A 21,141-nucleotide genomic window follows, 5' to 3' on the forward strand; every position below is an offset into this window, starting at 1 on the left:
AGCATAGCCAGGGGACAACAATAGCTACGGAGGAAAGCGTAAAATATTTCTTCAGCTCAAAGTTTGCTGCTGTAAAAGCATAAGGCAGGGACGGCTGAATCCTTACGGATCCACTCAGGCTAAGGCCCCATACAGGGGGAGGCGCTGAGATCTGGCGCAGGGGAATCGCCAGTTAAAAAAGGAATGGAACAGATAATAGTAGTGAAAAAAGATGATGCATACCGACATAGCTGGACACTTCCCCCGCGAATCGCGGGGGACATATCGGCATTAACCGACCAGCAGACGCAGCATACGGCGTAAGGGTTCTGCCGCACCCCATAGCAGCTGGTCACCGACGGTGAACGCCGAGAGGTAATCCGGCCCCATATTCAGCTTACGCAGTCGCCCCACTGGCGTATTCAGCGTTCCGGTCACTGCCGCCGGGGTCAGCTCACGCATTGAGATATCACGGTCGTTCGGCACCACTTTCACCCACTCATTGTGGGCGGCCAGCATCTGCTCGATCTCGGCCAGTGGCACATCTTTTTTCAGCTTCAGGGTAAACGCCTGGCTGTGGCAGCGCAGTGCGCCAACGCGAACGCACAGACCGTCAACCGGGATCACGCTGCTGGTGCGCAGAATTTTGTTGGTTTCCGCCTGGCCTTTCCACTCTTCACGCGTCTGGCCGTTATCCAGCTGTTTGTCGATCCACGGGATCAGACTGCCCGCCAGCGGTACGCCGAAGTTATCGGTTGGCAGCAAGCCGGTGCGGCTCAGCTCGGTCACTTTACGTTCAATGTCGAGGATGGCAGACGCCGGATCCTGCAGCTCTTTCGCCACATGATTATGCAGCATACCCATCTGGGTCAGCAGCTCACGCATATGGCGCGCACCGCCGCCTGAGGCCGCCTGATAGGTCGCCACAGAGGCCCACTCCACCAGGTTATTTTCAAACAGGCCACCCAGCGACATCAGCATCAGGCTGACGGTACAGTTACCGCCAACAAAGGTTTTGATACCGTTGTTGAGACCGTCGTGGATCACCTTGTGATTCACCGGGTCGAGGATGATGATAGCGTCATCTTTCATGCGCAGCGTCGATGCCGCGTCAATCCAGTAACCGTTCCAGCCCGCTGCGCGCAGCTTAGGGTAGATATCGCTGGTATAGTCGCCGCCCTGGCAGGTGATGATGATATCCAGCGCTTTCAGCGCCTCAATATCAAAGGCATCCTGTAACGTTCCGCCAGACTGACCGCCGAAAGCCGGAGCCGCCTGACCGTGCTGAGACGTCGAGAAGAATACCGGGCGAATGATATCAAAATCGCGCTCTTCGCTCATGCGTTGCATCAGAACCGAGCCCACCATCCCACGCCAGCCAACTAATCCTACAGATTTCATTATTTACACCTGCATCAGGCCGCACCTGATGAGTGCCTGACCTGTTAAAGTTAAAAGAATTTGATTGCTAAACCTTACAAGTTGCAGGAAAAGTGGCAAGTGAATTAAATCGATTAGATGGTTTTTTTTAGCAGCGACGCTTATAACGTCACAGCACTGATGACTAACGAGAACAACAACGATGACTGAAATGATCTCTGCGACGATATTATTGTTGCTGATTATGGATCCGCTGGGCAATTTGCCGATTTTTATGTCGGTTTTAAAACATCTGGAGCCGAAACGTCGTCGGGTGGTGCTGATGCGCGAAATGCTGATCGCGCTCTGCATCATGCTGCTGTTTCTGTTCGCCGGAGAGAAAATTCTCGCCTTCCTCAACCTGCGAACGGAAACCGTGTCAATCTCCGGCGGGATTATCCTGTTCCTGATCGCCATTAAAATGATTTTCCCTTCGCAGGAAAGCAGCAGCACCGGGCTTTCCGCAGGGGAAGAGCCGTTCCTGGTGCCGCTGGCCATTCCGCTGGTTGCCGGCCCTTCGCTGCTCGCCACGCTGATGCTGCTGTCGCACCAGTATCCGCATAATATGGGCCACCTGGTCGGCGCACTGCTGATTGCCTGGGGGCTGACAGTGGTGATCCTGCTGCTGTCCGGGCTGTTTTTACGGCTGCTGGGGGACAAAGGGGTTAATGCGCTGGAACGGCTGATGGGGTTAATACTGATTATGCTGGCGACGCAGATGTTTCTGGATGGGATACGCGCGTATCTGAAACTGTGATGCCTGCGGGCGGAGCGAAAAAGAAGGTCCCCCCTACGGGGTTCTGCAGGGGCCGACCCTTTTTTCCGGTCGGCCCGCAACATCAATTACGACAACAATTCAAAGGCAATCATGCCGACAATGGCACCGACCGTGCCGAGAATGGTTTCCATCAGCGTCCAGGTTTTCAGCGTCTGCCCTTCCGTGGCACCGGTAAAGCGGCCAAACAGCCAGAAACCGGCGTCGTTGACGTGGCTACAGATAATCGAGCCACCGGCGATACAGATCGACAGGGCCGCCATTTGTGCCCCGGAATAATGCAGGGGTTCAATCACCGGCATAATCAGACCGACGGCGGTCAGGCAGGCAACGGTGGCCGAGCCCTGAATAATACGCACCGCCCCGGCCAGCACGAAGCAGGCGAGCGCGACCGGCAGACCGGCACCGGTTAACGCATTGCCCAGCGCCGGGCCAACGCCCGAATCCACCAGCACCTGTTTGAACACGCCACCGGCACCAATGACCAGCAGGATAATCCCGGCGGGCTGCAGTGCAGCACCGCAGATCTCCATCACACGCTCTTTGTCCATTCCCTGACGATACGCCAGGCCATAAATCGCCACCAGACAGGCCAGCAGGATGGCGGTAAACGGATGGCCGATAAATTCCAGCCACTCGTACAGGGTGGAACCCGGCGCGGTGAAACGTGCGCCGACCGTTTTCAGCCCGACCAGCAGCAGCGGGAACAGGATCAGCGACAGGCTGAAGCCAAAGGAGGGCAGCTTGCTCTCATCAAACTCCGGATGATCACCTTCCGCCGGAACGCCAAAGGTCACGTGCTGGCTGATAAAGCGGCCAAACAGCGGCCCGGCAATCAGCATCCCCGGAATGGCCGCGCACAGTCCCAGCAGGATCATCCAGCCAAAATCGGCATGCATCTGCGACGCCAGCAGCATCGGAGCGGGCCCCGGCAGCAGGAACGCCGCCGCCGCCGCTACCCCGGCAAACAGTGGGATCACCAGCTTCACCAGGTTATCGCCGGTGCGGCGCGCTACGGCAAACGCAATGCTGATCAGCAGCACCACCGCCACTTCGAAAAACAACGGCAGGGCACAAATCAGCCCGGCAATGCCCATCGCATAATGGGCGCGGCTTTCGCCAAAGGTTTTCAGCATGCGGATGGCAATCTGGTCGACCGCCCCGGTTTCATGCAGGATTTTCCCGAACATCGCGCCCAGCGCGACGACAATCGCGAGGAAACCCAGGGTGCCGCCCATGCCCTTTTCCATCGTCGTGGCAATTTTATCCAGCGGCATCCCGGAGAACAGACCTGCGCCGATGGAGACTAACATCAGCGCCACGAAAGCGTGCATTCGCGCCTTCATGACTAAAAACAGCAGCAGCAAAACCGAGCCCGCTGCCGTTAACACCAGTGTTGCAGTACTCATCACACCCTACTTAGTTTTTTCTGCCGCACCATCAATGGATTTGAGGGTTGCCGCAACAACCTCATCAAGCGACTGATTAATATCCACCACCAGCACATCTTTCTCGTCGCTGCCTGGCTCTTCCAGCGTGGCAAACTGGGTGACCAGCATCTGCGGTTTGAAGAAGTGGCCTTTGCGCGCGCGCAGGCGCGACTCAATGGTATCGAAGTCACCCTTCAGGTAGACAAAGGAGAGATTGTTATTCCCCTTGCGCAGAATATCGCGATAACTCTTCTTCAGCGCCGAGCAGACAATCAGCGACACATCGTTGGTGCGCTGCATGGCAAAGGCCGCATCGTTGATCGCTTCCAGCCACGGACGACGGTCATCGTCATTCAGTGGATGGCCCTGCGACATTTTTTCGATATTGGCACGCGGATGCAGGAAGTCACCGTCGAGGAACGCGGCCTTCAGCTGATGCGCCACGGCATTGGCAACGGCGGACTTACCGCTACCGGATACACCCATCAGTACAAAGACGTGATTAGGCGTTGATTGAGTCGTCATTATTAAGGCTCCGCTAGAGAGTGTGCAGGTGTATCGGGCTTTTTTGTTATCGGTAACATTGTCTGGATGTGTAGTGATTATGGCAACAGCCATGGCGGAAAAAGCTGGTAAATGTGAGGGACGTCAAAAAAACGACAGATTCAGACAGAAGGGGCACAAAGGGACAATTCGATAAAAAATCCGCACGGGCCGGACAAGGCCGACCCGAATGACGTGAGAGGGGATTAAATACTGCCCCCCGGTGAAATGGTAAAACCAACATCGATCGGTGACGGGTCAACAGCGTCGCCGCGAATGCGCGCCAGCAGCAGCGTGGCCGACTCATAGCCCATGCGCTCGCGCGGCGTTTGCACCGTCGCCAGAGGTGGGTTCACCACGTGAGCAATATCGTGACCGTGAAAACCGGCAATCGCCATCTGCTTTGGCACCTGCAACCCCTGGCGCTGGCACTCAAACATCGCACCCACCGCCAGGTCATCGTTGGTACAGAACAGGCTGTCGGCCATCGGATAGCGTTTCTGCGCTTCACACATCAGCATGGCTCCGGCAGAAAATGACGACGCTTCCTCCATCATGACAGACCGGGGTTCCAGCCCTGCTTCCTGCATCGCCAGACGATAGCCACGCTCTTTTTGCAGGGTGCGTTCATCGAGGCGCGCGCCAAGGTACACCGTATGACGGTGGCCTTTTTGCAGGATGGCGTGGGTCATCTGGCGCGCGGCTTCGACGTTATCAAAGCCCACGGCCATATCGAGGCACGGTGAAACACAGTCCATCATCTCAATCACCGGAATACCCGCCGTTTCAATCATGCGCAGGCTGGCGGCGGTATGGTTGCGTTCGGTGAGGATCAGCCCGTCGATATTCCAGCCAAGCAGCGATCGCAGCTGTAACTCTTCTTTTTCCGCACTGTAACCGAAGTGCCCGACCAGCGTCTGATAGCCTGCGGCATCCGTCACCGCCTCAATACCGCGCAGCACATCGGCGAACACCTGGTTAGTCAGCGAGGGCAGCAGGACGCCAATCGCCCGGCTGGTCGCATTGGACAGCATATCGGGAGCGCGATTGGGGATATAACCCAGCTCATCCAGCGCAGCGGCAATCTTGCCCTGCAGCGCGGCAGAAACCTGAGCGGGATTGCGCAGATAGCGGCTGACGGTCATTTTGGTGATGCCTACGCGATCGGCAACATCCTGTAGTACCGGTCTTTTTTTCTTCATTGGACTTCAGCTATTGAGGACGAAATTAAGCTGAGTGTAACAAAAGTGGGGGCAAAAACGACAAAGGGGCGATTATCTCGCCCCTTAAAGTGTGACACAGGTTGTTATCAGACCGCTGGCAGGTCGAACAGCAGGATTTCAGCATCGCTGCTGGCGGTGATAGCCAGGGATTTTTCATCCCAGATAGCAAAGGCATCAGAGGTGGTTGCCGCTTCGCCGTTAACGGTGACATCCCCCTTCACCACCTGGATCCAGATGCGGCGACCGTCTTCGATATCCACGCTCCCCTGCTCGTCTGCTTTCAGCGCCCAGCGTGACAGCGTCATATCCTGGAACACCTTCAGTGAACCGTCGCGGGCATCCGGTGACAGCACCAGCTGGCGACCCTGCACATCGTCAAAGCGGCGCTGTGCGTAGCGCGGTTCGATGCCAGTTTTTTCCGGAATAATCCAGATCTGATACAGATGCAGCGGGACGTCTTTGCTGGCATTGTATTCAGAGTGACGCACGCCGGTCCCGGCGCTCATAATCTGGAACTCACCCGCCGGGATCTGCTCCTTGTTGCCCATGCTGTCCTGGTGTTCAACCGTACCGGACAATACATAGGTCAGGATTTCCATATCCTTGTGGGGATGTGTACCAAACCCCTGACCGCCATCGATCACATCTTCGTTAATTACCCGCAGCGCCGAGAAGCCCATGAAATTGGCGTCGTAGTAATCGGCGAAAGAAAAGGTGTGGTAGCTGTCCAGCCAGCCATGGTTAGCATGACCGCGTTCTTGTGCTTTGCGTAAGTAAATCATATTCAATTCTCCTAAACGTTTTCACACAGTCTGGACTTATAGCACTGTGGATGATAGCGGAGAAAATTGTCTTCTCTGTTCAAAAAATTCGAAGTGATGTTCAGCAGTAATTCAGCGCGTCTGTTGATTAAAAAACCGAATGGATGGCTGCCGTTATTGATGAATCATCACAGTGATTCATTGTTAGTCATAAAACAAAGGACTTTCTGAGCTTTTTTGTGGAATAACAGGCAAAAAAAAAGCCAGCACCCGAGCTGGCTAAGAAATACTGAAGCAATGTGAGCAATGTCGTGCTTTTTCAGGGTACGCCAGAGGCCTTCCTGAAAACGCATGACAATAATAATCATTATCATTCGCAATTGTAAAGTGATTTTCTGATTATTTTTTGCTTGATATCAGCGTGAAAAACCCTGATTTTAAAGAGGAATTCTACAAACACGGAGAGAGAGAATGAGTGAAATTGTCATCCGACATGCACTGAAAGAGGACGCAGAAGCCCTGCACCAGATATTTTGTCAGCCGGACGTTTATGCCGATACGCTACGTATTCCTCACGCCTCTCTGCGGTTATGGCAGGATTCTCTCAGCACCCAGCGCGAAGGCCTGCAAATCCTGGTTGCCTGCGTGGGTGATGACATCGCCGGCGAGATCACCGTAGAGGTTAACAGCCGACTGCGCCGCCGCCATACTGCCACTTTTGGCATCGTCGTCAGCACACACTATCGCGGACGGGGTGTCGCAAAGGCCATGATGCACAGCCTGATCGATTTATGTGATAACTGGCTGAGCGTGGACCGGATAGAGCTGACGGTGTTTGCCGACAATCTGGTTGCCATCGGCCTCTATGAACAGTTTGGTTTTACCACCGAAGGCCGCGCCCACCGCTATGCGATGCGCAACGGAAAGCAGGTTGATGCACTCTACATGGCGCGTTTTCGCCCCTGATCGCTTCAGATGTGCAAGGTTTTAATTTTTCCCCGACGCTCAATTTTGAGCGTCAACTGCCCTGCCGGCGTATCAGCCAGCGCGCTACGGATACGATGAATTTCTTCAGGCTGGACCTGGCTGCCGTTGACCTCAAGCAGTGCGTCTCCGTTTTGCAGCCCGAAGGGAAGTAATGCGGCCGGGGGGTTTGAAAACAGTTCGACGTGTTTCGCGTAATAGCGGACCGCCAGCAGGCGCAGCGGGGCCGGTTCATCCCGGGTGAAGTGCTGTTCACTGTAGCAAAACTGCATCTCTCCGGGTATGAACAGGTAACGGTCAAAACGCGCCAGAAAGTTCATTCCCAGACCAAAGGCACCGTGCTTACTCTCGCGAGCCAGCAATTTTCCGAGCGGTATCTGGTTAAATGACAGTCCACTCAGCGAGTAACCATCGCTTACCTCTTCCCCGCCGATACCCAGCACCGGCTGATCGACACTCGTCAGCACGGCACTTTCAGGTTGTTCACGACTGACATTGATCATTTCGGCACTGATGTAGCTGTAATCAACACCGGTATTGACCTGCATCGTGACCGGACGATGATGGTAGTCCAGCGTCAGCCGGGGCCCTGCATCATTCCCGTCAAGGTAAGGCTCACAGTAGGGATAATCAAGCGCGCCCGGCACCTGCGGCCAGACGGTAAGCTGATGCGTCTGGTTGTCGACCTGCCAGGTGAACTGACGAAAAATATCCCTCCCGACAATACCGTCAATGGTCACGCCGGTCGCCTGGGTCAGAGCGCTGAGATCGGCCCCCAGCCAGGGCGTCGTAGCCGGTAATACCACGTCACCGATAGCAATGGCCAGCGGCTGCCAGACCTGAAGATCTTTCTGGTCCAGCGCACCACCGGCCGTGCGCAGACCGGCAGAGAGTATCTGCTGATACAGCGGCGATATCTGCTCCGGGGATGCTTTGCGCGTGAGCTCATGTGCCAGCGGATTATCAATCACCAGCGTGGCCATACCGGTATCCAGCAGAAAGTGATAAACCCTGCCGTGAATCGTCACCGGTATAATTAAAGCGTCGGGTCTGACGGTCACCGTTAACAGCGGCGCGGATCCGGGAGAGGGGGCGCGGTCAGACCACGCGGGGGGTGCCGCAACGATTAACGTAACGACAGCGGAAAAAACTATCGCTGAGAGCTTCATAACATTCCTTGTGATACCACATCCGGGTTGCCATCGCGCAGACGATATGGCGCTTAACATGGCGGGAATATACGTTAAAAAGCAGGAAAAACGGAGGATAAACGTGCTAATAACAGCGATATACCGCTAAAGGGTCCCGGCGGGAACTTTTCGTTGGTGGCGGGGAAAAAAGTTAACAGACGCGCCAGCATCATGCCCCCCTTGCACGGCCGCCCCTGAAGGCAGGGGCGGCCCGCTACCTTAATATCCGGCCGTTAAATCATCAACGGTGCGCGGATCGGACGCGCCGTAAAGCATGCCGTCCGGCCCCAGCACAATGCTCTGCGTACTGCCCATGGCAGACATTACCTTCACATTCTGCCCCTTGTCACTCAGCAGTTTCAGCGTGTCAGGGCTGAAGCCTTTTTCAACGCGTAGCTGGTCAGGCAGCCACTGATGATGGAAGCGGGGTGCGTTTGTCGCCTCCGCCACGTTCATCCTGAAATCGATGCTGTTCACCACCATTTGCAGCACCGTGGTGATAATACGACTTCCGCCAGGACTGCCGGTAACCAGCCAGGTTTTGCCATCTTTGGCAATAATGGTCGGTGACATGGACGACAGCGGGCGCTTGTAAGGCTGTATCGCATTGGCTTCACCGCCCACCAGACCGAAGAAGTTTGGCGTACCCGGCTTGGCCGAGAAGTCATCCATTTCGTTATTCATCAGGATGCCGCTATTGCCCGCCACAATCCCGCTGCCGAAGGTGGTGTTCAGCGTATAGGTCACCGCAACCGCGTTACCGTCTTTGTCCACTACCGAGAAGTGCGTGGTCTGGTTACTTTCATACGGTGCCAGCTTGCCCGGTTTGATTTCGGCAGAAGGCCGCGCTTTGGCCAGATCAATCTGCTCAGCCAGCGATTTCGCATAAGCTTTACTGGTCAGCGCCTGCCACGGCACCTTGACGAACTCCGGATCGCCGAGATACTCAGAACGGTCGGCATACGCATATTTTTCCGCTTCCGCCATCACCTGAATGGCATCGGCGCTGCCGAAGCCCATCTTCGCCAGATCAAAGTTTTCCAGGATATTGAGGATCTGCACAATGTGGATACCGCCGGAAGACGGGGGCGGCATGGAGAAGACTTCATAGCCGCGATAGGTGCCGCCGATCGGCTTGCGCTCAATCGCCCGGTAGTTTGCCAGATCGGCTTTGCTTATCAGGCCGCCGTGCTGTTGCATCTCACCCGCGATCTCATCGGCGATTTTGCCTGTGTAGAAGGCATCCGGCCCCTGCTGCGCAATCAGTTCAAGCGTGCGCGCCAGATCGCGCTGTACCAGCTTCTCTCCTTTCAGGTAGGGTTTGCCGTCGGCTTTAAAGAAGATGGCTTTACTGTTCGGATGCGCCAGCAGCACTTCCCTGCCATACACATTCAGGTCGTCGGCCAGCGACTCGTTAACCACAATCCCTTTGCGGGCCAGCTCCAGCGCCGGTTTGATCAGCGTGCTGAGCGGCAGCGTGCCGTATTTCTTCTGGGCCAGGGCAAAACCCGCCACGGTGCCGGGAATGCCGGACGCCAGGTGCGAGGTCAGTGATTTTTTACTGTCGGCGTTGCCCGCGGCATCCAGGAACATATCGCGGCTGGCCTGTACCGGAGCCATCTCGCGGAAATCAATCGAGGTGGTGTTCCCGGAGGCGGTGCGCAGCAGCATAAAGCCGCCGCCGCCAAGATTCCCCGCCTGCGGGTGCGTGACGGCCAGCGCATAACCGACGGCGACCGCCGCATCCACCGCGTTCCCCCCCTGCTCAAGGATTTTCACCCCGACGGCGGTGGCCGTCGCATCCACGGAAGAAACCATCCCGTGCTGCGCCTTTACCGGATGGAAAGTGTCCGCCCCTACCCCATAAGAAACGGGCGGTGCCGCAGGGGCCGCATTCGCTCCCTGCCACACCAGTAAACCGGCTAACAGCGACCACGACAGGCGTTTCAACGTAACTTGTGTCATCATTGTTACATCCTTTAATTATATTTACATTGTGTTTGCCCTTGATAAATATGCACAAAAACGGCGGAAAGGCGAACATTAACGCAAATCAGGAGCACTCCTGGCGAAGAAGCATGACAGGTGTCATAGACTTATGGCAGGAACACGGAGGATGTTAAATGAGAATGAAATGGTTAGTTGTTTTTGCCACACTACTGCCGTTAACCGGTATGGCAAATATGCTGAACAATAACAGCAATAATAATAACCCACAGCAGCCGGGTTATAACCCCAGCACACAGCGCCTGCAGCAGAACATGCAGAACCAGCAGTCGCAGCAGAAGATGAAGTTACAGCAGGATCAGCAGCGTCAGCAGCAGGATTTGCAGCGTAAATTGCAGGAGCAGCGCGACAGTGCGGCCCAGCGCACCAAAGACGGTCAGATCAAATCAAACCAGCCTTCTGGCGGGGTGAGTCCCGCCGGTGAGTGAATCCGCCGGGTCGGGCACGCCCGACCCGATGGTAACATCAGCAAAAATCCGGCCCAATGATGTCAATACGGTCGGTACAGATGGCATCCACGCCCCACTGTAACAGCTCACGCGCCCGCTCAGGTTTGTTCACGGTATACACCAGGATACGCAGCCCCGCCTGTTTCAGCAGCGCGACGCGCGCCTGATCCAGCAGCTTGTGATTCAGATGAATCGACGCGCAGTCCAGCGCCTGCGTCATCGCCTGCCAGTTCTCATCCCAGCTGTCGAGCAGCAAACCACGCGGCAGCTCTGGTGCGGCCTGCTGCGCGGCTTCCAGCGCACGGTAAGAGAATGACGAGAGCAGCGGTTGCGTCTGGTTTTCCCACATCACGCGGGCCGCCTGCGCCACCAGCCGCCCGGTTTCCACTTCCAGCCCCGGCGTCGGTTTGATTTCGATATTTGCCATCATCTGATGCTGCTGACAGCGCGCCGCCACCTCGGCCAGCAGCGGCAGGCGTTCGTCACTGAACGCATGGCTGAACCAGCCGCCCGCATCAAGCTGAGCCAGCTTTTCCCACGGCAGCTCCCCCGCCATGCCCCAGCCATTGCTGGTGCGGTCAAGGGTATCATCGTGCAGCAGGAAGATTTCGCCATCCTGCGACAGCTTGGCGTCAAACTCAATCATCCGGTGCCCCAGCTGCGCACCGATATCGATGGCCGCCAGCGTATTTTCCGGCGCCAGTTTACCGCCGCCACGATGGGCGACAATCGGCGGGTATGGCCAGGTGTGAGTCATTATTCGATCCGTTGTCCGTGACTATCAAAGAAGTGTAGCGTCTGCGCAGGCATCTGTAACCACAGCGTGCTGCCCATCTCAGGGCGCACCGAGTGCGGCAGACGTACCACCATTTTATTCTTGCCCCAGCGGCCGTGGGCGAGGTTATCCGCCCCCAGCATTTCCAGCATATCCACTACCAGCGGGATGCCCCCCTCGCGCTCAGACGACAGCTCAATATGCTCCGGGCGGATCCCCATCGTCAATGTCCGATCGGCCCATTTTGCTTTCGCCACGCTGAGCGGCAGCGCCATGCTGTCACTCAGGCTGAAACGCGAGCCGTCAGCGTTCATCTGCCCTTCCAGCAGGTTCATGGCGGGGGAGCCGATAAAGCTGGCCACGAAGCGCGTGGCGGGGCGTTCATAGATCTCCACCGGCGTGCCCAGCTGTTCCAGGATGCCTTTATTCATCACCATCACGCGCTGCGCCAGCGTCATCGCCTCTACCTGATCGTGCGTCACATACAGACTGGTGGTATTAAGACGGCGGTGCAGCTGCTGAAGCTCAAGGCGCATCTGCACGCGCAGGCGCGCATCGAGGTTCGACAGCGGTTCATCAAACAGAAACACCGCCGGTTCACGCACGATGGCGCGTCCCATGGCCACGCGCTGACGCTGGCCGCCGGACAACTCACGCGGCCGGCGTTGCAGCAGCGCTTCCAGCTCCAGACTGCGCGCCGCTTCCTGCACGCGCTGACGGATCTGTTCTTTACCCATACCGCGAATTTTCAGGCCCCAGGCCATATTCTCTTCCACGCTCATGTGCGGGTAGAGCGCGTAGTTCTGGAACACCATCGCGATGCCGCGATCTTTCGGCTCCTCTTCCGTGACGCGGCGCGTATCGATATAAATATCACCGCTGGTCACGCGTTCCAGCCCGGCCACCATCCGCAGCAGCGTTGATTTACCACAGCCACTTGGCCCCACCATCACCATAAACTCGCCATCGCGGATCGATACATCCAGCGGCTGGATAATCTGGTTCTTGCCATCATAGGATTTGGTGACGGCCTGAAGTCTTACGCCTGCCATAGTTTATTTCTCACTCTCAACCAGACCACGCACAAAGGCGCGCTGCATCACTAAAACAATTACGACCGGTGGGATCAGCGTGAGGATCATCGCCGCCATCACCAGATTCCATTGGGTTGCCGCATCGCCGGTAGCGATCATGCTGCGGATGCCCGCGACGGCCGTGCCCAGCTTGCTGTCGCTGACAATCAGCAGCGGCCACATGTACTGGTTCCAGCCATAGATAAAGGTGATCACGAACAGCGCCGCCAGATTGGTCTTCGACAGCGGCAGCACGATGTCCCAGAAGAAGCGCATCGGGCTGGCACCATCAATCCGCGCCGCTTCCATCAGCTCGTCCGGCAGCGTCATAAAGAACTGGCGGAACAGGAAGGTCGCCGTGGCAGAGGCCATCAGCGGCAGGGTTAATCCGCTGTAGCTGTCGAGCATATTGAGGTCGGCAATTACATCGACCGTCGGAAAAATACGCACTTCAACCGGCAGCATCAGAGTGATAAAGATCATCCAGAAGAACAGGTTACGCAGCGGGAAACGGAACCACACCAGCGCAAAGGCCGACAGCATGGAAACGGTGATTTTTCCGGTGGTGATCGCCAGCGCCATAATCAGGCTGTTCATCAGCATGGTGCTGAAGGGGGCGCTGTTTTGCCCGACACCGTGGGTCCAGATGCTGGAGATGTTCTCCCACAGGTGGCTGCCGGGGATCAGCGGCATCGGCACCTGGAACACCTGCTCCGTACTGAGGGTGGCGGCAATAAACGCCACGTACAGCGGGAACAGGACGGTGATGATCCCGAGGCCCAGCAGGGTATGGCTGAAAATGTCCAGCCCGCGTCGGTTTTCGATCATTGGTAGCGCACCTTCTTCTCGACATAGCGAAACTGAATCACCGTCAGAATAATGACCAGCACCATCAGCACGACGGACTGCGCCGACGACGAGGAGAGGTCCAGACCAGCAAAGCCTTCGCGATAAATTTTATAAATCAGCGTGGTCGTCGCCTGCACCGGCCCACCGCCCGTAGCGGCATCGATCACCGGGAAGGTGTCGAAGAAGGCATACACCAGGTTGACCACCACCAGGAAGAAGCCAACGGGGGCAATCAGCGGCAGCGACAGGCTGAAGAAGCGGCGCACCGGCCCGGCTCCGTCTATCGCGGCGGCTTCCACCAGCGATTTAGGAATCGACTGCAAGGCGGCGAAGAAGAACAGGAAGTTGTAGCTCATCTGCTGCCAGATAGAGGCCAGAACCACCAGGAACATCGCCTGACCGCTGTTTTGTGCGTGATTCCAGCTGTACCCCATCAGCCCCAGGAAATGGGTAATCAGGCCGAGGCCCGGACTGAACAGAAACATCCACAGTACCGCCGCCACCGCAGGAGCCACCGCATAAGGCAGCAACATCAGCGTCTGATAAAAACGTTTCAGGCGCAGCACATAGTCCACCAGCGCGGCAAACAGCAGGGACACCACCAGGCCGATCACGGTCACCAGACCGCTGAAGACCATCGTGGTCCAGAAAGAGTCCAGGTAGTAGCGGTCACTAAACAGGCGGATAAAGTTTTCCAGCCCGACAAAGGTGCTGGAGATGCCGAAAGGATCGACGTTTTGTACCGAGTACCACAGGGCTTCACCGGCTGGCCAGAGGAAAAAAATGATGGTGATCAACAGCTGAGGCAGCACCAGCAGATAGGGCAGCGCTTTGGCGCGAAAGACGGGACGGGGTTGGGACATAGCGGTTTATCTCGTGCAAAAAACGTTGTAGGGGCCAGCCGTTGTTCTGGCCGGCCCTGGCGGGCGGATCGTTGATCCGCCCCTACGTCAGGGGGTCAAAGACCCACCCGATCACTCTTACCGGGTTTGTTGTTCGAAGCGACGCAGCAGCTGATTACCACGCTCAACGGCGCTATCCAGAGCCGCCTGCGGGGTTTTCTTGCCGGTCCAGACGCTTTCCAGCTCTTCATCCACCACGGTACGGATCTGCGGCATATTGCCCAGACGCATCCCTTTGGTGTACGGCAGCGGGTCCTTGTTCAGCATCTGACGGGTAGCAATATCAGCCCCTGGGTTCTTATCGTAGAAGCCCTGCTGTTTGGTCAGCTCATAGGCGGCGGTAGTAATCGGCAGGTAGCCGGTTTTCTGGTGCCATTCGGCGGCAATTTCTGGTTTGGCCAGGAACTGCATGAATTTGGCCACGCCTTTGTAGGTCTCTGCGTCTTTGTTCTTCATCACCCACAGGCTGGCACCGCCGATAATGGCGTTCTGTGGTGCATTCGGCACGGTGGCATCGTATGGCATCATGCCCACGCCATAGTTGAATTTGGCATGGCTGCGGATATCGGCCAGTGAGCCGGAAGATGCGGTGGTGATGGCGCAGTCGCCGTTGTAGAACTTGGCGGTAGACTCATCTTTACGGCCGAAGTAGGTGAAATCACCCTTCTTGTTCATCTCTTCCAGCAGGGCGATGTGGCGAACCTGTACCGGTTTGTTGAACTCCAGTACCGCATCGGTGCCGTCGAAACCGTTGTTTTTCGTCGCAACAGGCAGACCGTGCCAGGCGCTGAAGTTCTCAATCTGGATCCAGCCCTGCCAGCCGCTGGCGTAACCACAGGTCATGCCCGCTTTACGTAGGGCGGCGGAGTATGTCGCCAGGTCCTGCCAGGTTTTTGGTGGCTGCTCAGGGTCAAGACCGGCTTTTTTGAAGGCGTCTTTGTTGTAGTACAGCACCGGGGTGGAGCTGTTAAACGGCTGGGAGATCAGCTGACCTTTCGCATCGCTGTAGTAGCCCGCGACGGCCGGGACAAACTGCTTAGGATCCATCGCGATGCCCGCGTTCTTAAACACTTCGTTCACCGGAACAATCGCTTTCGACGACATCATGGTCGCCGTACCCACTTCGTACACCTGCAAAATCGCTGGCGCTTTGCCAGAACGGATTGCTGCGATACCGGCTGACATACTCTGCTCGTAGTTACCTTTGTAGGTCGGTACGATCTTATAGTCAGGGTTTTCAGCGTTGAAGCGGGTTGCCAGCGAGTTAACTTCTTCACCCAGCGCACCTTCCATTGAGTGCCAGAACGGGATCTCGGTGGCGGCCAGCGCACTGGCGCTGAAGGTCAGTCCCAGTACCACGCTTATTGCGGTGTGACGAAATGCGAATGATGACATGTCGGTTTCCTGTGCCCGGTATTGTAAAGCGCGATATCGCGCATTCTTTTATTCGGGAGGTAACATGACACGCGAAAATGACAGAAAAATAACAGGTTTATGACTACGAGGTGACAGCAAGGTGACGGTATACGTCGGTTAGATCGTGGAGATCATTGGCACGGGCCGACCGGAAAAAATGACCGTCCCAAAGGGCCGACCGGAAAAAATGACCGTCCCAAAGGGCCGACCGGAAAAATGACCGTCCCAAAGGGCCGACCGGAAAAAATGGTCGGCCCCTACGGGGGGCATCATCCGCCCAGATAGGCGCTTCTGACGGCTTCATTAGCTAACAGCGCATCGCCGGTGTCTTCCAGCACGACGTGACCATTTTCGAGCACATAGCCACGATCGGCCAGCTTCAGCGCCTGATTGGCATTCTGCTCGACAAGGAAAATCGTCATGCCTTCCTGACGCAGCTGCTCGATGGTGTCGAAGATCTGCTGGATAATAATCGGCGCCAGGCCGAGCGACGGCTCATCGAGCAGCAGCATACGTGGCTGGCTCATCAGCGCACGACCAATGGCCAGCATCTGCTGCTCACCGCCCGACATGGTGCCGGCACGCTGGACCCGGCGCTCGTACAGACGCGGGAACAGCTCATACACGCGCTTAATGCGCTGCTGATACTGCTGACGCTCGGCAAAGAAGCCGCCCATTGCCAGGTTTTCGTCCACCGTCATACGCGAGAATACGCGACGGCCTTCCGGCACTATCGCAATCGCCTCACGCATGATGCGCGCCGTCTGCCAGTCGGTAATGTCTTTACCGTCGAAGGTGACCGACCCTTCGGTGGCTCGCGGCTCACCGCACAGCGTGCCGAGAATAGTGGTTTTACCCGCGCCGTTCGCGCCGATCAGGGTGACAATTTCGCCCTGATTAATATGCAGACTGACGTTGTGCAGCGCCTGGATTTTACCGTAGTGCGCGCTGATGTTATTCAGGGAAAGCATTGCCTGACTCATGTTATGCCTCTCCCAGGTAAGCTCGGATCACGTCCGGATTGTTGCGGATCTCATCCGGCGTACCGTTCGCCAGCGGCGTCCCCTGATTCACCACGTAGATGCGGTCAGAAATACCCATTACCAGTTTCATATCGTGTTCAATCAACAGTACCGAAACGTTGTGCTGGTTGCGCAGTTCGGCAATCAGCTCGTCCAGTTCGTGGGTTTCTTTCGGGTTCAGACCGGCCGCCGGTTCATCCAGCATCAGAATTTCCGGGCGCGTCACCATGCAGCGGGCGATCTCCAGACGGCGTTGCTGACCGTAGGCGAGATTACCCGCCTGGCGGTTGGCCAGCGCCAGCAGCCCGACGCGGTCCAGCCAGGTGGCCGCTCTGTCCAGCGCTTCACTCTCCGCTCTGCGGAATGCAGGCGTTTTCAACAGGCCGGAGAACACGCCGCTTTTCAGATGCTGATGCTGAGCCACCAGCAGGTTTTCAATCACCGTCATTTCACGGAACAGACGCACGTGCTGGAAGGTGCGCACAATACCCATACGGGCGATTTTCTGCCCCGACAGCCCTGCCAGCTGCTGGTCTCTCAGCCTGATGGAACCGCCGGTCGGGCGATAGAATCCTGTCAGGCAGTTAAATACCGTGGTTTTACCGGCCCCGTTCGGGCCAATCAGCGAAACGATTTCCTGCGGGCGCAGTTCCAGTTCCACGTTGTTGACGGCCAGCAGACCGCCGAAACGCATCATCAGGCCATTGACGGCTAACAGAGGCTGAGTCATGCCTGCTCTCCTTTTTCCGCACTTTTCAACTTCAGATGCGGGCGTTTCATTGGCAACAGACCCTGCGGACGCCAGATCATCATCAATACCATTAAACCACCGAGCACCAGCATGCTGTACTCGTTAAGGTCACGCATCAGCTCGCGCGATACCACCAGCAGGATGGCCGCGAGGATTACCGCAAACTGCGACCCCATACCACCCAGTACCACGATCGCCAGCACAAAGGCGGATTCGGCAAAGGTGAAGGATTCCGGGCTGACGAAACCCTGACGGGCGGCGAACAGACATCCGGCAAAACCGGCAAAAGCGGCGCTGATGGTGAAGGCGGTCAGCTTGATGCGCGTCGGGCTGAGGCCCAGCGAGCGGCAGGCAATCTCATCTTCACGCAGGGCTTCCCATGCCCGGCCCAGCGGCATCCGCAGCAGCCGGTTAATCACGAACAGCGTGATCACCACCAGCAGCAGCGCCACCAGATAAAGGAAGATAATACGGTCGCTGGGGTCGTACTTCAGGCCGAAGAAATTATGGAAGGTATCCCAGCCGCCGTCGCGGGCGCTGCGGTTAAACTCCAGACCAAAGAACGACGGTTTCGGGATCTGACTGATGCCGTTCGGGCCACCGGTAATCTCGGTGTTGTTCAGCAGCAGGATACGCACAATTTCGCCGAAGCCGAGGGTCACAATCGCCAGGTAGTCACCGCGCAGGCGCAGGACCGGGAAACCGAGCAGCAGGCCAAAGCCTGCGGCAACCATACCGGCCAGCGGCAGGCTCTGCCAGAAGCCAAGGCCATAGTAGTGATTCAGCAGGGCGAAGGTATAGGCACCGATAGCATAGAAACCGCCGTAACCCAGCACCAGCAGCCCGGACAGGCCGACCACCACGTTAAGCCCCAGACCGAGCATCACGTAGATCAGCGTCAGGGTAGCGATATCCACCGTACCGCGCGACACCAGGAACGGCCAGACGGCCGCCGCCACGATCAGCGCCAGCAGGAACAGTTTTTGTTTCGGCGTTGAACCATCAATTCCCGGCAGGACCAGCGACGGGCCGGAGACTTTTTTCAGGCTACTCTGCACCATCGGGCGCAGCAGCTGGAACAGAAACACCACGCCACAGCCAAGAGCAATCCAGTTCCAGCGCACCTCTCCGGCGTTGTTGACCACCAGCTTTGTGCCTTCAAGATCCAGGCGCATCCCCATAAAGAACGCCGCCAGCACCAGCAGCATCAGCGATGAAACAAAGGCATTAATCAGGTTGAGCTTCTTCATACTTTCTCAACCTCCGGACGACCGAGAATACCGGTAGGCATCACCAGCAGCACCACAATCAGTAGCGCGAACGACACCACATCTTTGTATTCGGTACTGAGATAGGCCGAGGTCAGGGCTTCGGCAATACCGAGGATCAGGCCGCCGATCATGGCGCCAGGAATACTGCCGATCCCACCCAGCACCGCAGCGGTAAAGGCTTTCATCCCGGCCATAAAACCAATGTAGGGGCTGATCACACCGTAGAACTGGCCGAGCAGCACGCCCGCCACCGCCGCCATCGCGGCACCAATCACGAAGGTCAGTGAGATCACGCGGTCGGTGTTAATACCCAGCAGGCTGGCCATTTTCAGGTCTTCTGCACAGGCGCGACAGGCGCGGCCCATACGCGAATAGCGGATAAACAGCGTCAGCGCCAGCATGGCAAGGAACGTCACGCCCCAGATCACCATCTGCATGGTGGAAATCGTGGCGGCGAAGCCGTTGCTTTCGCCCAGCGTCCACTGCCCGGTTACCAGGCCTGGCAGCGCGAGATCGCGCGAACCCTGGGTCAGGCTGACGTAGTTTTGCAGGAATATCGACATCCCGATCGCGGAGATCAGGGCAATCAGACGTTTAGAGGAACGCACCGGCCGGTAGGCCACGCGCTCAATGCTCCAGCCGTAGCAGGAGGCAATCACCACCGCGACCACGAAGCCGCTGCCAATCAGCAGCCAGCTGGCATCAATCCCCATCATCATCAGCGCAGCAATCACGATAAACGAGACATAGCTGCCGATCATATACACTTCGCCGTGGGCAAAGTTAATCATACCGATAATGCCGTAGACCATGGTGTAACCAATGGCAATCAGCGCATAGGTGCTGCCCAACGTCACGCCGTTGAACATTTGCTGCAGGAAATAGAGAAACTGCTCGGACATACCTTAAACCCTTACGAAAATACAACAAAGGTCGGGCATGCCCGACCCCTACGGGCGAATTCCGTTGCACCCCAGTCATGCAGGGGCCAGGCATGCCTGGCCCACAGCCTGGTTTATTTCACTGCGGTTGATGAACCATCAGCGTGCCATTTAAAGACGCCGAACTCGAAGCCCTTCAGGTCGCCCTTCTGGTCCCAGCTCAGATTTCCCATCACGGTTGGCACCGCTGCGCCTTCTTTCAGGTTCTTCGCAATATCTGCCGGCTCTACGCTTTTACTGCGTTCCATGCCGGTCGCCAGTGACTGTAAGGCCGCGTAGGTGGTCCAGACGAATGGGCCGGTAGAGTCTTCTTTTTTCGCTTTCAGCGCATCAACGATGGCTTTGTTAGCCGGAACCTGGTCATAGCGTTTTGGCAGTGTCACCAGCATCCCTTCGGACGCCGCACCGGCGATGTTTGACAGGGAAGCATTACCCACGCCTTCCGGGCCCATAAACTGGGTTTTCAGACCGGCGGCACGCGCCTGACGCAGGATCTGGCCCATTTCCGGGTGGTAGCCGCCAAAATAGACGAAGTCGACGTTTTCTTTCTTCAGACGCGCCACCAGCGTGGAGAAGTCTTTATCTCCGGCGGTCACGCCTTCAAACAGCACCACGTTGCCGCCGCCTTTTTTCAGGCTATCCTGCACGGAGCGCGCCAGGCCTTCACCGTACTGCTGCTTGTCGTGAATAACGGCAATACGCTGCGGCTTCACTTCGCTCAGGATATATTTTGCGGCGGTAGGGCCCTGGTCGGAGTCGAGGCCGGTGGTGCGCATAATCAGCTTGTAGCCGCGTGACGTCAGGTCAGGGGCAGTGGCTGCCGGGGTGATCATCAGCACGCCTTCATCTTCGTAGATATCAGAAGCGGGCTGAGTGGAAGAGGAGCACAGGTGGCCGATCACGTAACGGATACCGTCGTTGATCACTTTGTTCGCTACCGCGACAGCCTGTTTCGGGTCACAGACATCGTCATATTTTACCGCGACCAGTTTATCGCCGTTAACGCCGCCCTTAGCATTGATATCAGCAATCGCCTGCTGAGCGCCGGTCCACTGCATGTCGCCATACTGCGCTACCGGACCAGACATGGCACCGACGATCGCCACTTTGATATCTTTCGCCATTGCTGCGTGGCTCATTGCCAGAGCAACACAGCCCGCCAGGAACGCACTACCTTTACTCATTTTCATCCGAACTACCCCATCTGTTGTGGTTGCTGCTTATTATTTGCCGTGGAATCAGCGATAAACGCTTAACTAAGAACGAGTTAGAATGATTACCGGCATTTTTTTTGAATAAGGCTTTAAATTTCAGGTTATTAAACAGGAATATTCTGCTGTAAATCAACCGACATATTCAGTAAATAGCGGGGCCAACAGGA

Annotated in this window: 20 protein-coding genes; 3 read left to right on the top strand and 17 right to left on the bottom strand. The window is 56.7% G+C overall.

Annotation, left to right across the window (positions count from 1 at the left end; translation table 11 throughout):
• Positions 1 to 270: 270 nt before the first annotated feature.
• Positions 271 to 1,380 (bottom strand): aspartate-semialdehyde dehydrogenase, encoded by a 1,110-nt coding sequence (gene asd, locus ABEH87_RS12855; RefSeq protein ID WP_346576770.1) that lies wholly within the window; start codon positions 1,378 to 1,380, stop codon positions 271 to 273.
• 181 nt (positions 1,381 to 1,561) lie between these two features.
• On the opposite strand from asd, the gene ABEH87_RS12860 reads away from it, so the two are divergent.
• Complete coding sequence (locus tag ABEH87_RS12860) at positions 1,562 to 2,155, top strand: YhgN family NAAT transporter (RefSeq protein ID WP_346576771.1); 594 nt, start codon at positions 1,562 to 1,564, stop codon at positions 2,153 to 2,155.
• Positions 2,156 to 2,241: 86 nt separating this feature from the next.
• Here the strand turns inward: ABEH87_RS12860 and gntU are convergent, their stop codons facing one another.
• The 4 genes from gntU to ABEH87_RS12880 form a co-directional block, all read right to left on the bottom strand.
• On the bottom strand, positions 2,242 to 3,582 hold the full coding sequence (gene gntU, locus ABEH87_RS12865) for a gluconate transporter (protein ID WP_346576772.1): 1,341 nt from the start codon (positions 3,580 to 3,582) through the stop codon (positions 2,242 to 2,244).
• A 6-nt stretch (positions 3,583 to 3,588) separates the two neighbouring features.
• Positions 3,589 to 4,128, bottom strand: a complete 540-nt coding sequence (gene gntK / locus ABEH87_RS12870) for a gluconokinase (protein WP_346576773.1) — start codon at positions 4,126 to 4,128, stop codon at positions 3,589 to 3,591.
• A 224-nt stretch (positions 4,129 to 4,352) separates the two neighbouring features.
• Positions 4,353 to 5,348 carry a gluconate operon transcriptional repressor GntR gene (gntR, locus tag ABEH87_RS12875; RefSeq protein WP_346576774.1) on the bottom strand — a complete coding sequence of 332 codons (996 nt, stop codon included), beginning with the start codon at positions 5,346 to 5,348 and terminating at the stop codon, positions 4,353 to 4,355.
• Positions 5,349 to 5,455: 107 nt separating this feature from the next.
• The gene (locus ABEH87_RS12880) at positions 5,456 to 6,151 is read right to left on the bottom strand and encodes a pirin family protein (protein WP_346576775.1); all 696 of its coding nucleotides are present in this window, start codon (positions 6,149 to 6,151) and stop codon (positions 5,456 to 5,458) included.
• Between the two features lie 450 nt (positions 6,152 to 6,601).
• Here ABEH87_RS12880 and ABEH87_RS12885 point away from each other — a divergent pair, with 450 nt between their 5' ends.
• Positions 6,602 to 7,096: a GNAT family N-acetyltransferase gene (locus ABEH87_RS12885; protein ID WP_346576776.1), complete on the top strand. Its 495-nt coding sequence runs from the start codon at positions 6,602 to 6,604 to the stop codon at positions 7,094 to 7,096.
• A 5-nt stretch (positions 7,097 to 7,101) separates the two neighbouring features.
• On the opposite strand, the gene ABEH87_RS12890 is transcribed toward ABEH87_RS12885, so the two are convergent.
• Entirely contained in the window at positions 7,102 to 8,283 is a 1,182-nt protein-coding gene (locus ABEH87_RS12890) for an aspartyl protease family protein (protein WP_346576777.1), read from the bottom strand.
• Between the two features lie 240 nt (positions 8,284 to 8,523).
• A complete protein-coding gene (gene ggt / locus ABEH87_RS12895) occupies positions 8,524 to 10,272 on the bottom strand; it encodes a gamma-glutamyltransferase (RefSeq protein WP_346576778.1) in 1,749 nt (582 codons plus the stop codon).
• A 155-nt stretch (positions 10,273 to 10,427) separates the two neighbouring features.
• Between ggt and ABEH87_RS12900 the strand changes: the two genes are divergently transcribed.
• A complete protein-coding gene (locus tag ABEH87_RS12900) occupies positions 10,428 to 10,739 on the top strand; it encodes a DUF2756 domain-containing protein (RefSeq protein WP_346576779.1) in 312 nt (103 codons plus the stop codon).
• A 37-nt stretch (positions 10,740 to 10,776) separates the two neighbouring features.
• On the opposite strand, the gene ugpQ is transcribed toward ABEH87_RS12900, so the two are convergent.
• The 10 genes from ugpQ to ABEH87_RS12950 all read right to left on the bottom strand — a co-directional run bounded on the left by ugpQ (position 10,777) and on the right by ABEH87_RS12950 (position 20,950).
• Positions 10,777 to 11,517, bottom strand: coding sequence for a glycerophosphodiester phosphodiesterase (gene ugpQ / locus ABEH87_RS12905; protein WP_346576780.1), 741 nt, complete (start codon positions 11,515 to 11,517; stop codon positions 10,777 to 10,779).
• Entirely contained in the window at positions 11,517 to 12,587 is a 1,071-nt protein-coding gene (locus tag ABEH87_RS12910) for a sn-glycerol-3-phosphate import ATP-binding protein UgpC (protein ID WP_346576781.1), read from the bottom strand. Before ABEH87_RS12910 ends, ugpQ begins: the two co-directional genes overlap by 1 nt.
• 3 nt (positions 12,588 to 12,590) lie before the next feature.
• Positions 12,591 to 13,436, bottom strand: a complete 846-nt coding sequence (gene ugpE / locus ABEH87_RS12915; protein ID WP_346576782.1) for a sn-glycerol-3-phosphate ABC transporter permease UgpE — start codon at positions 13,434 to 13,436, stop codon at positions 12,591 to 12,593.
• On the bottom strand, positions 13,433 to 14,320 hold the full coding sequence (gene ugpA, locus ABEH87_RS12920) for a sn-glycerol-3-phosphate ABC transporter permease UgpA (protein WP_346576783.1): 888 nt from the start codon (positions 14,318 to 14,320) through the stop codon (positions 13,433 to 13,435). Before ugpA ends, ugpE begins: the two co-directional genes overlap by 4 nt.
• 117 nt (positions 14,321 to 14,437) lie before the next feature.
• Positions 14,438 to 15,754 carry a sn-glycerol-3-phosphate ABC transporter substrate-binding protein UgpB gene (gene ugpB, locus ABEH87_RS12925; RefSeq protein WP_346576784.1) on the bottom strand — a complete coding sequence of 439 codons (1,317 nt, stop codon included), beginning with the start codon at positions 15,752 to 15,754 and terminating at the stop codon, positions 14,438 to 14,440.
• A 290-nt stretch (positions 15,755 to 16,044) separates the two neighbouring features.
• Complete coding sequence (gene livF / locus ABEH87_RS12930) at positions 16,045 to 16,758, bottom strand: high-affinity branched-chain amino acid ABC transporter ATP-binding protein LivF (RefSeq protein ID WP_346576785.1); 714 nt, start codon at positions 16,756 to 16,758, stop codon at positions 16,045 to 16,047.
• A gap of 1 nt (position 16,759) precedes the next feature.
• A complete protein-coding gene (gene livG, locus ABEH87_RS12935) occupies positions 16,760 to 17,527 on the bottom strand; it encodes a high-affinity branched-chain amino acid ABC transporter ATP-binding protein LivG (RefSeq protein WP_346576786.1) in 768 nt (255 codons plus the stop codon).
• Positions 17,524 to 18,798, bottom strand: coding sequence for a high-affinity branched-chain amino acid ABC transporter permease LivM (locus ABEH87_RS12940; protein ID WP_346576787.1), 1,275 nt, complete (start codon positions 18,796 to 18,798; stop codon positions 17,524 to 17,526). Before ABEH87_RS12940 ends, livG begins: the two co-directional genes overlap by 4 nt.
• Entirely contained in the window at positions 18,795 to 19,721 is a 927-nt protein-coding gene (livH, locus tag ABEH87_RS12945) for a high-affinity branched-chain amino acid ABC transporter permease LivH (RefSeq protein WP_346576788.1), read from the bottom strand. Before livH ends, ABEH87_RS12940 begins: the two co-directional genes overlap by 4 nt.
• 113 nt (positions 19,722 to 19,834) lie before the next feature.
• On the bottom strand, positions 19,835 to 20,950 hold the full coding sequence (locus ABEH87_RS12950) for a branched-chain amino acid ABC transporter substrate-binding protein (RefSeq protein WP_346576789.1): 1,116 nt from the start codon (positions 20,948 to 20,950) through the stop codon (positions 19,835 to 19,837).
• Positions 20,951 to 21,141 lie beyond the last annotated feature (191 nt).

The organism is Erwinia sp. Eh17-17, from assembly GCF_039675725.1.
Lineage (GTDB): Bacteria > Pseudomonadota > Gammaproteobacteria > Enterobacterales > Enterobacteriaceae > Erwinia.

What these genes read in the sequence shown, in the direction of transcription:
- ugpA (WP_346576783.1), bottom strand. Translation starts at nt 14,320, where the DNA reads ATGTCCCAACCCCGTCCCGTCTTTCGCGCCAAAGCGCTGCCCTATCTG.
- ABEH87_RS12910 (WP_346576781.1), bottom strand. Translation starts at nt 12,587, where the DNA reads ATGGCAGGCGTAAGACTTCAGGCCGTCACCAAATCCTATGATGGCAAG.
- ABEH87_RS12890 (WP_346576777.1), bottom strand. Translation starts at nt 8,283, where the DNA reads ATGAAGCTCTCAGCGATAGTTTTTTCCGCTGTCGTTACGTTAATCGTT.
- ugpB (WP_346576784.1), bottom strand. Translation starts at nt 15,754, where the DNA reads ATGTCATCATTCGCATTTCGTCACACCGCAATAAGCGTGGTACTGGGA.
- ABEH87_RS12880 (WP_346576775.1), bottom strand. Translation starts at nt 6,151, where the DNA reads ATGATTTACTTACGCAAAGCACAAGAACGCGGTCATGCTAACCATGGC.
- ABEH87_RS12940 (WP_346576787.1), bottom strand. Translation starts at nt 18,798, where the DNA reads ATGAAGAAGCTCAACCTGATTAATGCCTTTGTTTCATCGCTGATGCTG.
- gntK (WP_346576773.1), bottom strand. Translation starts at nt 4,128, where the DNA reads ATGACGACTCAATCAACGCCTAATCACGTCTTTGTACTGATGGGTGTA.
- ABEH87_RS12885 (WP_346576776.1), top strand. Translation starts at nt 6,602, where the DNA reads ATGAGTGAAATTGTCATCCGACATGCACTGAAAGAGGACGCAGAAGCC.
- ugpQ (WP_346576780.1), bottom strand. Translation starts at nt 11,517, where the DNA reads ATGACTCACACCTGGCCATACCCGCCGATTGTCGCCCATCGTGGCGGC.
- livF (WP_346576785.1), bottom strand. Translation starts at nt 16,758, where the DNA reads ATGAGTCAGGCAATGCTTTCCCTGAATAACATCAGCGCGCACTACGGT.
- ABEH87_RS12950 (WP_346576789.1), bottom strand. Translation starts at nt 20,950, where the DNA reads ATGAAAATGAGTAAAGGTAGTGCGTTCCTGGCGGGCTGTGTTGCTCTG.
- gntR (WP_346576774.1), bottom strand. Translation starts at nt 5,348, where the DNA reads ATGAAGAAAAAAAGACCGGTACTACAGGATGTTGCCGATCGCGTAGGC.
- livH (WP_346576788.1), bottom strand. Translation starts at nt 19,721, where the DNA reads ATGTCCGAGCAGTTTCTCTATTTCCTGCAGCAAATGTTCAACGGCGTG.
- ABEH87_RS12900 (WP_346576779.1), top strand. Translation starts at nt 10,428, where the DNA reads ATGAGAATGAAATGGTTAGTTGTTTTTGCCACACTACTGCCGTTAACC.
- ABEH87_RS12860 (WP_346576771.1), top strand. Translation starts at nt 1,562, where the DNA reads ATGACTGAAATGATCTCTGCGACGATATTATTGTTGCTGATTATGGAT.
- ugpE (WP_346576782.1), bottom strand. Translation starts at nt 13,436, where the DNA reads ATGATCGAAAACCGACGCGGGCTGGACATTTTCAGCCATACCCTGCTG.
- livG (WP_346576786.1), bottom strand. Translation starts at nt 17,527, where the DNA reads ATGACTCAGCCTCTGTTAGCCGTCAATGGCCTGATGATGCGTTTCGGC.
- asd (WP_346576770.1), bottom strand. Translation starts at nt 1,380, where the DNA reads ATGAAATCTGTAGGATTAGTTGGCTGGCGTGGGATGGTGGGCTCGGTT.
- ggt (WP_346576778.1), bottom strand. Translation starts at nt 10,272, where the DNA reads ATGATGACACAAGTTACGTTGAAACGCCTGTCGTGGTCGCTGTTAGCC.
- gntU (WP_346576772.1), bottom strand. Translation starts at nt 3,582, where the DNA reads ATGAGTACTGCAACACTGGTGTTAACGGCAGCGGGCTCGGTTTTGCTG.